The 12,846-nt window shown below is 72.8% G+C and carries 9 protein-coding genes; 2 read left to right on the forward strand and 7 right to left on the reverse strand.

From position 1 onward, the window contains the following. Position 1: 1 nt before the first annotated feature. The 3 genes from QT196_RS30815 to QT196_RS30825 all read right to left on the reverse strand — a co-directional run bounded on the left by QT196_RS30815 (position 2) and on the right by QT196_RS30825 (position 3,267). Positions 2–661: a 4'-phosphopantetheinyl transferase superfamily protein gene (locus tag QT196_RS30815; protein WP_290356099.1), complete on the reverse strand. Its 660-nt coding sequence runs from the start codon at positions 659–661 to the stop codon at positions 2–4. Then, a complete protein-coding gene (locus QT196_RS30820) occupies positions 658–1,593 on the reverse strand; it encodes a metallophosphoesterase (RefSeq protein WP_290356100.1) in 936 nt (311 codons plus the stop codon). Before QT196_RS30820 ends, QT196_RS30815 begins: the two co-directional genes overlap by 4 nt. Positions 1,594–1,656: 63 nt before the next feature. Then, on the reverse strand, positions 1,657–3,267 hold the full coding sequence (locus tag QT196_RS30825) for a PucR family transcriptional regulator (RefSeq protein WP_290356101.1): 1,611 nt from the start codon (positions 3,265–3,267) through the stop codon (positions 1,657–1,659). A 252-nt stretch (positions 3,268–3,519) separates the two neighbouring features. Here QT196_RS30825 and QT196_RS30830 point away from each other — a divergent pair, with 252 nt between their 5' ends. Continuing rightward, positions 3,520–4,053, forward strand: coding sequence for a type 1 glutamine amidotransferase domain-containing protein (locus tag QT196_RS30830; RefSeq protein ID WP_085927127.1), 534 nt, complete (start codon positions 3,520–3,522; stop codon positions 4,051–4,053). Between the two features lie 65 nt (positions 4,054–4,118). Here QT196_RS30830 and QT196_RS30835 read toward each other — a convergent pair whose 3' ends face one another. The 3 genes from QT196_RS30835 to treZ form a co-directional block, all read right to left on the reverse strand. Continuing rightward, positions 4,119–5,468 carry an LCP family protein gene (locus QT196_RS30835; protein WP_290356102.1) on the reverse strand — a complete coding sequence of 450 codons (1,350 nt, stop codon included), beginning with the start codon at positions 5,466–5,468 and terminating at the stop codon, positions 4,119–4,121. Between the two features lie 229 nt (positions 5,469–5,697). After that, positions 5,698–7,836: a bifunctional polysaccharide deacetylase/glycosyltransferase family 2 protein gene (locus tag QT196_RS30840; protein ID WP_290356103.1), complete on the reverse strand. Its 2,139-nt coding sequence runs from the start codon at positions 7,834–7,836 to the stop codon at positions 5,698–5,700. A gap of 360 nt (positions 7,837–8,196) precedes the next feature. Beyond that, positions 8,197–9,978 (reverse strand): malto-oligosyltrehalose trehalohydrolase, encoded by a 1,782-nt coding sequence (gene treZ, locus QT196_RS30845; protein ID WP_290356104.1) that lies wholly within the window; start codon positions 9,976–9,978, stop codon positions 8,197–8,199. Positions 9,979–10,170: 192 nt separating this feature from the next. Between treZ and QT196_RS30850 the strand changes: the two genes are divergently transcribed. Beyond that, entirely contained in the window at positions 10,171–10,716 is a 546-nt protein-coding gene (locus QT196_RS30850; protein WP_168481923.1) for a DUF1707 and FHA domain-containing protein, read from the forward strand. Positions 10,717–10,779: 63 nt separating this feature from the next. Here QT196_RS30850 and otr(A) read toward each other — a convergent pair whose 3' ends face one another. After that, complete coding sequence (gene otr(A) / locus QT196_RS30855) at positions 10,780–12,744, reverse strand: tetracycline resistance ribosomal protection protein Otr(A) (protein WP_290356105.1); 1,965 nt, start codon at positions 12,742–12,744, stop codon at positions 10,780–10,782. Between the last annotated feature and the right edge of the window lie 102 nt (positions 12,745–12,846).

A 12,846-nucleotide genomic window follows, 5' to 3' on the forward strand; every position in this document is an offset into this window, starting at 1 on the left:
GTCACACCGATTCGACGATCGCCGTCACCACCAGCCCCGAACCGACGAGCCACCGGCCGCTGAATTCGGTGAGTTCCCTGCCGTCGACCACGGGCCCGGGGACGAGCAGTCGCGCGGTGAAGGTGGCGTTCGTCGGGTCGAGGGTGAGCAGCGCCTCCTCGAAGTCGAGCCAGCGGCGGGTGAGGGGGAACCACGCCTTGTAGACGCTCTCTTTCGCGCTGAACACCAGGCGGTCCCAGCAGACTTCGGGCTGGAGCGTGGCCAGTCGGCGGATCTGTGCGCGCTCCTCGGGGAGGGTGACGAGGTCGACCACCCCGGGGTCGTTCAGCGGCAGATTGGGCTCCGCGTCCAGGCCGATCGTCCGTACCTCTGCCGCGCGGGCCACCGCCACGGCGCGGTAGCCGGCGCAGTGCGTCATGGCGCCGACGACGCCGTCCGGCCACTGGGGCTCCCGGTTGGGGCCGGGCAGCAGGGGCGCGGGGGCGAAGCCCAGCTCGGCCAGGGCCCGGCGGGCGCAGCCGCGTACGGTGCCGAACTCCCGCTGCCGCTTGGGCACGGCGTTGGCCACCTGCGCCCACTCCTCGGGGAACATCTCGGACAGCGGCGCGTCATCGAAGGCCTCGGCGGTCCGGACCGGGGCCGGCAGCAGCTTCTCGATCATGCGGGGCTCCCGGGGGTGCCGGAGGTGACCGCGGCGGGCAGGGGCAGGATCTGGACCGGGCGGCCCGGCTCGGCGGCCCGGCGCTGCCACTCCCGCGGATAGCCGAGCGAGACCTCCTGGTGCGGTACGCCGTCCAGCGTCAGCAGCCGCGGGATGTGGAGATGGCCGTACACCACGGCGGCGGCACGGAAGCGGCGCGGCCAGTCCGCGGTCGACTCCGTACCGCACCACAGCGCGAAGTCCGGGTACCACAGGGGCCGGGTGGGCTCGCGGACCACCGGCCAGTGGTTGACGAGCACGGTGGGCAGCTCCTCCGGGACGGCGGCGAGCCGGGCCTCGGTTTCGGCCACCCGCGCCCGGCACCACGCCTCCCTGGTCGGATACGGGTCCGGATGCAGAAAGTGCTCGTCGGTGCAGACCACCCCGGCCTTCTCGGCCCGGGCGAGCGCCTCCTTCTTGGACGTCGTCCCCGGCTGCCGGAAGGTGTAGTCGTAGAGGAGGAACAGCGGTGCGATGACGACGGGACCGCCGGCGCCTTCCCACACCGGATACGGGTCCTCGGGGGTGAGCACGCCCAACTCCCGGCAGATGTCCACCAGATGCTCGTAGCGTTCCACGCCGCGCAGCTGCACCGGGTCCTGGGCCGGGGTCCACAGCTCGTGATTGCCGGGCACCCACACCACCTGGGCGAACCGGCTGCTGAGCAGCGACAGCGCCCAGCGGATGTCGGAGACGAACTCCCCGACGTCACCGGCGACCAGCAGCCAGTCGTCGTCGGACTCGGGTCTTAACCCCTCGACGATGTCGCGGTTCTCCTTGTAGCGGACGTGCAGATCGCTGACGGCCACCAATCTGCCGCGGCCGCCGCCGTGCGGGGAACCGGCGGCGGGCCCGGCGGCGCCGGGTGTGGGGGTGCGGATCTCGTAGGTCATCTTCGAAGTAAAGACGGTGCGGGCGCGAGAGTGAAGCGCGGACCTGGGTGGAAGCGCCGTGCGTCACCGCCCTGGCGGCGGTGCGGCCGGACGGCCGTCGGTGCCGGTGGCGGTGTCGCCGCGGCGGATGCGGGTGGCCAGCCAGAGGTCGAAGCGGTCGTCGGGGTCGTCGAGGCGGCGGCCGGTGAGGTCCATGGCCTTGTCGAGGCGGTTGCGGACGGTGTGCCGGTGGACGCCGAGGCGCCGGCTGGTGGCGTCCCAGGCCCCGCCGGTCTCCAGCCAGGCCGCGAGGGTGGCGGTCAACTCCTCACCGTTGTCCGCGAGATCGAGCGGGCCCAGCACGGTGTCGGCGTAGCCGTGCAGCGTACGGCGGTCGCCCAGGTCGAGCAGCAGGCGGCTGGCCTGGCTCTGCCGGGCCTCCGCGGGCTCGCCGCTCGACCGGCTGACGGCGAGCAGCCCGGTCGCCTGGCGCACAGACACCCGTACCGCTTCGGGGGCGGTGGCCGGGCCGATACCGGCCGGGCAGCCCGGGGCGAAGCGGGCGAGCACATCGCGGATGTCCAGATCCTCGCCGACCACCGCCTCGATGACCGTGCCCGGTGCCTCGTCCACCACCCTGACCAGGCCACCGGGCATCGCCAGCGCCAGATCGGCGGCCATCTCCTGCGCGGCGCCGTCCGCCGCCCCGGCCCCGGAACCCGGCGCGGCGGAGGCCCCACGATCGCCCGCGCCACCCCCCGCCGCCACCACGACGCCCCGCACCCGCTCGGCGGTCAGCCCCACCGACCGCAGCATGTCCCGGGCCGGCCCGGCGGCCGGGTCCTCCGCCGTCAGCAGCTCCGACAGCAGCGCCGACCTGCGGCGGCGCTCCGGCTCATCGCGCAGGTGACGCCGCTCCAGCTCCAGCGAGAGCAGCGAGACCAGGCCGGGCACGACCGAACGGGCGGCGTCGTCCGGGCGGCCGGTGAGCAGCAGCAGCCCCCGCAGCCGGCGCGCCCCCAGCGGCTGCACCTCCAGCTGCTGCCCGGCGGCCGTGCTGGACGCGCTGCCGCGCAGTCCGTGCGCGGCGACCCGTTCGATCAGGTCCCGGGCCGGCGCCGGCGGCGTCCGCTGCGCCCGCTCATCCGCCGCGAGCAGCCGCCCCAGCGGGTCGAACACCGCCGCGCCGACCCCGGTGGCGGCCGTCCACTCCGCCAGCATCGGCCGCAGCCCGTCGCCGGTCGCCGCGGCCGTCAGCCGCCGCTGGGTCGCGAACGCCCGCTGGAGCCGTTCACGCTGCTCCTCGGCCCGGGCCTCGAAGACCGCCTTGGTGACGGCGATGAACGGCACCCCGTCCGGCACCGTCAGCAGCGGCAGTCCGGCCTCCCCGGCCGCGGTCACCAGCGGCTCCGGCGCCTCCTGGTACGGCAGCCCCTGCCCCAGGCCGAGCGCCAGACAGGCCGCCCCGCCCTCGGCCACGTCCCGCACGTACGCCCGGCACGCGGCCGGCTCCTTCGGCAGCAACAGGCCGATGGTCATGAGGAGTTCGCCGCCCTGGAGCCACTTTCCCGGCTCCGGCAGATCCGAGACCGTCGCCGCTTCGATCGTGCGGGCCAGCAGCCGCGGCGGCACGTCGTAGGTGACCGACAGCCGGAGATCGGGCCGGGCCAGCAGGTCGGAGATGTGCAGGGGCATAGACACAGTGTCCAGCAGAGGGCCCCGCGATGGACACTCGGGCACTCGCCTCACCCGCGTGACCTGCGGGTTCGGGCGGCCGGTGGACGGCGCGGCCGACCGGCGGCGGCAACGGTGCGGAGCGCCGTCCGGGGCCGGAATCCACGCCCCGTCCCGCGGATGAGCGCGGGCCCGGTGGGCCGTTATGGTCGAGGGTGTGGGAGCGGGGAACCCTCCCCGCTTCGCGACCCGACGAAGGGACGTGAGCTCGGTATGCAGGCGGCGTTTCTGGTGGCTCCCGAGGGCACCGAAGAGGTCGAGCTGACCCGGCCGTGGCAGGCGGTGACCGACGCGGGCGGCGGCCCGACGCTGGTCTCCACCCACGCGGGCAAGGTGCAGGCGTTCCACCACCTGGACAAGGCGGACACCTTCCCCGTCGATCTGACGGTGGACGAGGCGACCGCGGCGGACTTCGACGGACTGGTGCTGCCCGGCGGGGTCGCCAACCCGGACGCCCTGCGGCTGGACCGGCGGGCCGTGGCGTTCATCAAGTCCTTCTTCGACGCCGGACGGCCGGTGGCCGCGATCTGCCATGCGCCGTGGACGCTGATCGAGGCCGATGTGGTGCGTGGCCGCACGCTGACCTCCTGGCCGAGCCTGCGGACCGACATCCGGAACGCGGGTGGCACTTGGGTCGACGAGCAGGTCAAGATCTGCACCGCCGGACCGAACACCTTGATCACCAGCCGGAAGCCGGCCGATCTGGAGGCCTTCTGCGCGGCGTTCGTCTCGGAGTTCTCGCACTGAGGAGGGGCCCCTCCTGGTGAGCTGGTCCGGAGATCCTGTCGCAGTAGCAGTAGGTGCACACCACTTCACCGGCCCTTCGCCCCGGCCGTCACCGGCTGATCGTTGTGCAGTTGGGCGAAGAGCTCCTTCGCCCGCGGCATGTCCCACTTCACGGCGCTGCCCTTGGGGGTCTTGAAGCCGAGGCTGGAGACGGGGACATTAAGGCGTTTGCCGTCGCCGGCCGAGACGCTCTTCATCGCCTCGAAGAGCGAAGTGAGGTTCCACAGGCTCATGTTCTTGTCGACGATGAGCGTGTCGAGACCCGCGTTCATCGTCGGGTAGACCGTGGACGGGTCGAGCAGGACGCCGGGTGTGGCCGTCTTGTGGGAGAGCGCGGCCAGGAATTTCTGCTGGTTCCGGCTGCGGCCGAGGTCTCCCTGGGCCTCTTGGTGGCGCTGTCGGACGAACGCGAGCGCGGCGCGGCCGTCGAGCGTATGGCAGCCCTTCGTAAGGTTTGCGCCGGACTTTTTGTCCTTGACGGCCTTGTCCAGACACATCGGCACTCCGCCGACCGCGTCCACGATGCCGACGAAGCCCGCGAAGCCGATCTCCGTGTAATGCCCGATCTGCAGGCCCGTGTTGTGCTCGACGGTCCGTACGAGCAGCTCGGGACCGCCGCGCGAGAACGCCGCGTTGAGCTTGTCCTTCGATGCCGGGTAATGCTTGCCGGTTTCGGGGCGGATATACGGCGGGATGGTCACCCAGGAGTCGCGCGGCAGGCTCATCATCGTGGTGCCGTGGGCGCCGGTGTGCAGCAGGATCATCGAGTCGGTGCGGCGGCCCGCGTCCGCCGAGCCGCCGGTGTGCAGGTCCTTCAGCTGTTTTCCGGACAGGCCCTGGCGGCTGTCGGAGCCCACGATCAGATAGTTGGCGCCCTTGCCCGGTGACAGCCGGCCGGCGAGCTTGCCGAGGTCGACGTCGCGCTCGAGCTTGGTGTCGGCCCACGTGTAGGTGCCGACGGAGGTGAGCAGGGTCACGGCGATCAGGACACCCGAGAGCTGCAGGATCCGGCGGCGCCGGGTGGGGCGGGTGGCCGCGGGCCGGGTGCTCCTGAGCACGGGCCCACCGGGTCCGCCGGGTCCACCGGTTCCACCGGGTCCGCCGTACGGGCCGGGTCCGCGGTACGAGCCGTCCCTGCCGTACGAGCCGTCCCCGCCGGGCGGGAACGCCGGGTCGGCCACAGGCGCGTCGATCCGGGCCGGGACGGCCGCGGCATACGGGTCCTCGCCGCCCAGATGGCCGGGCAGCGGTCTGGCGGTGACCGGCTGCGGCGGGTACGGGGCGTGCTGCCATATCTGCCCCGTGACGGCATGCGCCGGCTCAGCTTGACCACCGTAACGGTTGGTGTCGGGGGCCCCATCCAGCCAGTCGCTCATGGGCGGACAGTCTGCATGCTCACGATCCCTTCACCAAATGGCCCGCACTTCTGCACCAAAGGAACGGTTTTTAGGGGAGGGAAAGTGGATTTCGTACGCGGTGGGGTGTCTATGCGGGCGAGGTGTGCGTGCGGGAGCCGGGGCGCGTGGGAGCCAGGTGGGCGGACGGCTGGGGACACCCGGAGGCGGGGCGGGCGCCCTGTGGCGGCGCCCGCCCCAGCCGGCTCGCTCACTTCGACGACAGGCTCTGATACGCCGACGGCTGCCCGATCTGCTGCGCGGCGGTCCCCGAGCGGTGCATCCGGTGCCACTTCAGGCGGGTGCCGAGCAGGAGGGCCACGACGGACTGGATGACGACGAGATACATCAACTGCCGGTAGACCAGGAGCTGGAACGGCATCGCCCACAGCGCCCGCACCTTCTCCCCGTCCAGCCGCAGCGCATATCCGGCGCAGAGCAGTTGCACGAACAGGAAGCCGCACCAGACACCGGCCGACTGCCAGGGGCCGAGGAAGAGCAGCCCGTACAGCGCGAAGATGTCGACAATCGGCGCGAACAGCGGCAGGGCGACCTGGAACAGGGCGAGATAGCTCAGTCCGCGGCGGCCGAAGCGTCCGGTCGGGCCCACTTCGAGGACGGCCCCGCGGTGCTTCCACATGGCCTGGAGCGTGCCGTAGCACCAGCGGTAGCGCTGCCGCCACAGCTGGCTGAGGGAGGTGGGCACTTCGGTCCAGGCGACGGCGGTCTCCTCGTAGACCACCCGCCAGCCCGCCTGCCACAGGGCCATGGTCAGGTCGGTGTCCTCGGCGAGGGTGTCCTCGCTGACCCCGCCGACGCCCATCAGCGCGTCCCGGCGGAAGGCGCCGATGGCGCCGGGGACCGTCGGCATGCACTCCAGCACCTCGAACATCCGCCGGTCGAGGTTGAACCCGAAGACGTACTCCAGGTGCTGCCATCTGCCGAGCAGGCGGCGCCGGTTGCCGACCTTGGTGTTGCCGCTGACGGCGCCGACGGCCGGGTGGGCGAGCGGCTGGATCAGGCGCTGGATGGCGTCCGGTTCGAAGACGGTGTCGGCGTCGACCATGACGACGATGTCGCATCGCGAGTGGGCCAGACCGGTGTTGAGGGCGGCCGCCTTGCCCGCGTTGGTCTGCCGGATCACCCGCACCCGGGGATCGTCGATCCAGGTGGCGAGGTCCGCCGTCTGGTCCGTCGACCCGTCGTCGATCACGATGACCTGCATCTGCCGGTGGGTCGAGGCGAGCAGTGAACGGACGGTGGACTCGATACCCGCCTCTTCGTTGTAGGCGGGGACGAGCACCGTCACCAGTTCGGTGACCTCGCGCAGCCAGGGCGATCCGGGACGGAAACGGGTCAGCCGCCGGACGTGGGTGCGGGCGAAGAACACCAGCATCGCCAGTCGCAGCAGCCCCAGGCCGCCCGCGATGGCGAGCACCCAGGCCATCCCGCTGACGAAGGCGTGCCCGAGGCCCTTGGCCCAGATCAGGGCCGTACCCGACCAGCGCTCGACGGTGGAGACCGGCTCGTCGGGCGAGGGCTGCCGGACACCCGCCGTCACTGTGGTGAACTTCTTGATCTTCGGGTTGTCGAGCAGCTCCTTGGTGCCCAGGTAAGCGAGATCGTTCTGACTGAACTGCCGGATCACGCCCTGCGACGGCTTGCGGTACCACTGGTCGGCGGCGACCAGGGTGTAGCCCTCCGCACCGGCCTTCTCGGCCGCCTTCCATTCGGCGCCGCACATGGTGTCCACCGCGGTGGTCTGCGGCAGTCGCAGCAGCTTGGTGTGGACACCCGCGCTGCCCGCCAGTGCCTGCTGGGTGAGCGACAGCTCCAGCGAGGCGCGCAGCGGCGAGGACGCGCCCATGGCGGCGCCGGTGTAGGTGTTCGAGCCGATCTCATGGCCCTCGGCCCGGATCCGCTGCACCAGGTCCGGGCGCCGGGCCGCCTGGGCGCCGCGGAGGAAGAACGTGGCGTGGGCGTGGTGCTTGCGCAGCAGGTCGAGCAGCCGGGGTGTCCATACGGGGTCGGGGCCGCCGTCGTAGGTGAGCGCCACCGTACGGGCCGGCACCGCGGACGAGGTCACCTTGCCGTCGTGGAACCGCAGCACCGGGCCGCCCTTGTCGACGGACCTGGGCACGGGGCTGGTGCAGTCCTTGCGCGTCTTCGCGGCATCGACCTCGTGGGTGGTCCAGCCCTCGAAGAGCAGGGCCCCGAACATCACCGGGAGGACCATGAGCAGCAGCAGCCAGTGGCCGCGCGGGTCACGGGACTGCCGGTGCCGGGCACGGTTCACGCGGCGTCTCACATCGCCCCCGGGGTGCCGGAGGCCGGCGCCGATGTGGTGCATCCGCGGACAACAGAGGTCCGGTACAGGGTGTTTGTGGCGGTATCAAGCGGGTTCCGTGGAGCCGTCACGCTCCGGGTGGAAGCGTCACCACATGGTCGATCATCGTGCATTTCGTTCCGTTTTGCATGCCCTCTGGCCTCACACATGGTGGGCGAGTGTAGTCATGGCCGATCCGGGGTACGCACGGCAGATCATGACCGCCCCGGCCCGGTGCGGGGGGTGTAACACCAGCGCAAACGGCGGCGCAGAGAGACAGTGGGTGGTCGACGTCGCAGCGCGGCGCGCCATGATCGACGCCACCCCGCAGGCCGGTTCACCGGCCACCGTCGGCCTGCGGTCTGGGCGCGCGTTCCCACCAGCTCACCAGGGCCCCAGCACCACCGCCGATTCCGGAGGGAGGCGCAGCAGCCCGTCCGCGTCGGGGAGCCGGGCGCCGGGCCAGCCGGCCAGGGCCTGGAGGCCGGCCCCGCCGCCGTCGTTGCCAATAGGGATGGCCGCCGTGGTGTCCGGCGCGAGATTGACCGCCACCCGTAGTGGACCGCGCCGCAGCAGGAGCCAGCGGGCCGCCTCGTCGTAGTGGACGGCGGTGTGCCGTGGGTCCGGGTCGGTCAGCGGGGGCAGCTCATGACGGAGCGTCAGCAGGGTGCGGTGCCAGGCCAGCAGCGCGGTGTGCGGCTCCCGGGCGGGTTCGGTCCAGTCCAGGACGCAGCGGTCGCGGGTCGCCGGGTCCTGCGGGTCGGGCCAGTCCCCGGCGTCTCCGGCCCACTCGTGCGCGGTGAACTCGCGCCGCCGCCCCTCCCGTACGGCCTCCGCCAGCTCCGGATCCTGGTGATCGGTGAAGTACTGCCACGGGGTGGTCGCGCCCCACTCCTCGCCCATGAACAGCATCGGGGTGAAGGGCGCGCACAGCACCAGGGTGGCGGCGCAGGCGAGCAGGCCGGGGGAGAGGCCGGCGGCGAGCCGGTCGCCGAGCGCGCGGTTGCCGATCTGGTCGTGCGTCTGGGCGTAGGCCAGCAGCCGGTACGCGGGAGTGACCCGCAGATCGAGCGGTGCGCCGTGCCGCCGCCCGCGGAAGGCGGAGTGCGTACCGTCGTGGAAGAAGCCGCCGGTCAGCGTCTTGGCGAGGGCGGCGAGCGGGGCCCGCGCGAAGTCGGCGTAATAGCCCTGGGACTCGCCGGTGAGCGCGGTGTGCAGGGCGTGATGGAAGTCGTCGTTCCACTGGGCGTGCAGCCCCTGGCCGCCGTCCGCCCGGGGCGCGGTGGTGCGCGGATCGTTGAGATCGGACTCGGCGACCAGGAACAGCGGGCGCCGCAGCCGCCCGGCCAGCGCGTCGACGGCGGCGGACAGCGCGGCCAGGAAGTGCGGGGAACGGTCGTCGTGCAGGGCGTGCACGGCGTCCAGCCGCAGTCCGTCGAGCCGGTAGTCGCGCAGCCAGGAGAGCGCACTGCTGAGGAAGTAGGCGCGCACCTCGTCGGAACCGGGGGCGTCGAGATTGACCGCCGCGCCCCACGGGGTCTGATGGGTGTCGGTGAAGTACGGCCCGAACGCGGGGAGCGGGTTGCCGGAGGGGCCGAGGTGGTTGTGCACCACGTCGAGTACGACCCCCAGCCCGTGCCCGTGCGCCGTGTCCACGAACCGCTTGAGCCCGTCCGGCCCGCCGTACGGTTCGTGCACCGCCCAGGGCGCGACCCCGTCGTAGCCCCACCCATGGGTGCCGGGGAACGGGCAGACCGGCATCAGGGAGACATGGGTGATGCCCAGGTCGGCGAGGTGGCGCAGCCGCGCGGCTGCGGCGTCGAAGGTGCCCTCGGGGGTGTAGGTCCCGATGTGCAGTTCGTAGAGGACCGCGCCGGGCAGCGGGCGGCCCGGCCAGGGGTGCCGCCAGCCGAACCGGTCGTGTACGACGACCGCGGCGGGCCCGCCGGGGCCCTCCGGCAGCCGGGCGGCCCGCGGATCGGGCAGCGGCGGCCCGCCGTCCTGCCGGAAGGCGTACCGGTCCCCGTCCCGGGCCGGTGCCTCGGCCCGCCACCAGCCCGTGCGGGCGGCGTCGCGCTCCATCGGGACCGGCGGTTCGCCCGCCCGGTTCCCCGCCCACTGGAGAGCGACCCGCCCGGCCTGTGGCGCCCACACCTCGAACAGCACGGCCGTCCTCCTTCGTTCGGTCCCGGCCCCCGACGAAAGCACGCCGCCGCGCCGCCCGACAGTCCGACGTGGCGCTGCGGAGCCACATCGCGCCAATTGCTGGGCCGTTCCGGCGAGCCGCGGGCCCGGCCGCAGCGCTCTGCGCAGGCACATCGCCTGGACAGCGGCTCGTGGTCGCCGGAGAATCCCGGTATGACTTCGCTCGAGTTCCCTGCACGTCCGGCGCGGCCGTCGGACGCCGACCGGGAACGTGCCCTCGATCTGCTGCGTGACGGCGCGGCGCAGGGACGGTTGTCCCAGGACACCTTCCTGCGGCGCCTGGAACTCGTCCTGACCGCTCAACAGCAGTCCGAACTCGACCTGGTCACCGCTGACTTGGCGTGCCGCGGCACCGTCCAGGGCGTGGTGCTGCGGATGGTGGGCCGGGCGTCCGCGTTTCACCTCCGGGTGCGCCGCGCCTGGCGTACGGAGCGGCTGCCGAAGCTGCTGCTGCCCGAGCCGGGTCCGCTCCCGCTGCTCATAGGGCGGGCTCCCGGTTCCGGTCTGCGCCTCAACCACGAGACGGTCTCCCGTGCGCACGCCGAACTCCGCAGCGCCGGCAAGGGCTGGCTGCTGCGCGACCTCGGCTCCACCAACGGCACCTGCGTCAACGGTCGCCGAGTGGTGGGTGAGGTGCCGGTCGGCCCCGGGGACCACATCAGGTTCGGCCAGGTGGATTACGTCCTGACGGAGCGCTGAGCGCGTCGGAGGGACCGGGCCGCGCGGCCTGCCCCGGCCCGCTCCCGCCCGGCAGCCGCCGCCTCACCGGGACCCATCCTCCTGCGGCGCCGCGCTCCCCCGCACCGGACGGTCACCCGAGGGCGCGGACGTCCACACCCCCTCGCCGTGCGTCAGACCGGGCAACAGCCCCTGGAACTCCTGGACATGGCGCGCCGGGAGGACGCCGCTGACCAGCCAGGAGTGGCCGCCGCCGGTGGTCTCGGCGAACTCGGCGCCCAGCGCCGCGAGACGGGCGGTCACCGGCGCCAGCGCGGCGAGCGGGATATCCGCCTCGAAGGCGTGATACGGCTCGTACACCCGGGTACCGGCCCGCTCCAGGGCGCGCCGCAGCACCCGGGGAGTGACCGTACGGAAGTCCCCGGCGGTGCTGAGCGGGCCGACGAATCCGGACCGGGTCAGCACCACCCGGCAGTCCGTCACCGCCAGACCGCGCGGCCCGTGCCGCAGGGTCGCGTGCACCGTCTCCTCGATGGCCTGATGGAAGCCGTGCGGCAGGGCGCCCAGTTCGGTCTCGTAGGCGAAGACCGGGCCGGAGTGCCGGGCGCCCGGTTCGACCCGGAGTCCGACCGTGGCCCAGGGCCCGGTGTGGCCGCGCCGGGCGATCTCCTCGCAGGCCTCGCCGACCCCGCACGGCCGCTCGACACACACCACCCGGCTCGGCGTGAACTCGGCCTCGATGCCGTGCTCCTGGTGCAGGGTGGCGGCCAGGATCTCCTTCTGCACCTCGCCGTGCAGCAGCACCGAGGTGGTACCGCCGGGCGCGGCGCCGACCTGGAGCAGCGGATCCTGGTCGGCGAGCGTCAGCAGCGCGCTGCGCAGTGCGGCGGCGTGTGCCGGGTGGCGGGCCCGGACCAGGGTTTCGAGGGTGGGGGAGGGGAACAGTGACCCGCCCGTCGGGCCGTCGCCGGGCGGGCCGAGACGGTCACCGGTGCGGATGCCGGGCAGCCCGCGGATGACGGCGATATGGCCCGGGGTGAGCGGCCCGTCGTCGCCGGGCGGCCGCCCGATGACCTGGAGGGAGGTGATCCGGCCGGTCAGGGTTCCGTCGGTGCCGTCCGCGCCGGGCCGGTGGAGGGTGATCTGCTGGCGTGACCGCAACGTGCCCGCGTAGAGCCGGAGGTGCGCGGTCCTCTCGCCGTTCGGAGGCTGATGGACGGCGAAGACCGTGCCCCGCGGTGCGGTGCCCGCACCGGCCGGTGCGGGCGGGATCAGCCGGACCATGCCGTCGATGAGCGCGCCGACGCCCTGGCCGCCGAGGGCGGAGCCGAAGTACACCGGGTGCAGTGAGCCGTCGGCGGTCCGGGCGGCCAGCGCCGCCCGGAGCCGGTCCGCGGTCAGCGGCGGCCCGCCGTCGCCCGCGTCCCGCCCGCCATGGGCCGGGCCCACCAGCAGATCGAGGATCGACTCATCGGCCTCGGCCACGGTTTCCGCGATCCGTTCGCGGTCCCGCGGGTCCTCCAGGACGTACGGCACGGACGCGGCCCGCGCGGTGCCCAGGCCGGTCACGGACGTCATCGGGACGGCGACCGGTGCCAGCAGGCGGCGGATGTCGGCGAGCAGTGCCTCACCCCGGGCGCCGGCCCGGTCGATCTTGTTGATGAAGAGCAATGTGGGCAGCCGCAGCCGCCGCAGTGTCTTCATCAGCACCCGGGTCCTGGCCTGGACGCCCTCCACCGCGGACAGCAGCAGCACGGCGCCGTCGAGCACCCCGAGCGCGCGCTCGACCTCGGTGATGAAGTCGGAGTGGCCGGGGGTGTCGAGGAGATTGACCTGAGTGCCGCCGACGGTGAAGGAGGCGACGGCGGAGCGGATGGTGATACCGCGCTGCCGCTCCAGCTCACCGGTGTCCGTACGGGTGTCACCCGCGTCGACGCTGCCGAGCCGCTCGATGGCGCCGGTGTCGAACAGCAGCCGCTCGGTGAGGCTGGTCTTACCCGCGTCGACGTGGGCGAGAATCCCGATGTTCAGGGTGCGCGAAGGAAGCATGGAAGGTGGATTCCTCAAGAACTGTCGTCCGGTGGGGGCGATGAGTCGTTCCGAGGAATCCGCGCATTCCGTGCTCCTTGCTCAAGGAAAAACCGTCGTACG

Source organism: Streptomyces sp. P9-2B-2, from assembly GCF_030406865.1.
Lineage (GTDB): Bacteria > Actinomycetota > Actinomycetes > Streptomycetales > Streptomycetaceae > Streptomyces > Streptomyces platensis.

What these genes read in the sequence shown, in the direction of transcription:
- QT196_RS30835 (WP_290356102.1), bottom strand. Translation starts at nt 5,468, where the DNA reads ATGAGCGACTGGCTGGATGGGGCCCCCGACACCAACCGTTACGGTGGT.
- QT196_RS30820 (WP_290356100.1), bottom strand. Translation starts at nt 1,593, where the DNA reads ATGACCTACGAGATCCGCACCCCCACACCCGGCGCCGCCGGGCCCGCC.
- QT196_RS30840 (WP_290356103.1), bottom strand. Translation starts at nt 7,836, where the DNA reads ATGCACCACATCGGCGCCGGCCTCCGGCACCCCGGGGGCGATGTGAGA.
- QT196_RS30850 (WP_168481923.1), top strand. Translation starts at nt 10,171, where the DNA reads ATGACTTCGCTCGAGTTCCCTGCACGTCCGGCGCGGCCGTCGGACGCC.
- QT196_RS30825 (WP_290356101.1), bottom strand. Translation starts at nt 3,267, where the DNA reads ATGCCCCTGCACATCTCCGACCTGCTGGCCCGGCCCGATCTCCGGCTG.
- QT196_RS30830 (WP_085927127.1), top strand. Translation starts at nt 3,520, where the DNA reads ATGCAGGCGGCGTTTCTGGTGGCTCCCGAGGGCACCGAAGAGGTCGAG.
- QT196_RS30815 (WP_290356099.1), bottom strand. Translation starts at nt 661, where the DNA reads ATGATCGAGAAGCTGCTGCCGGCCCCGGTCCGGACCGCCGAGGCCTTC.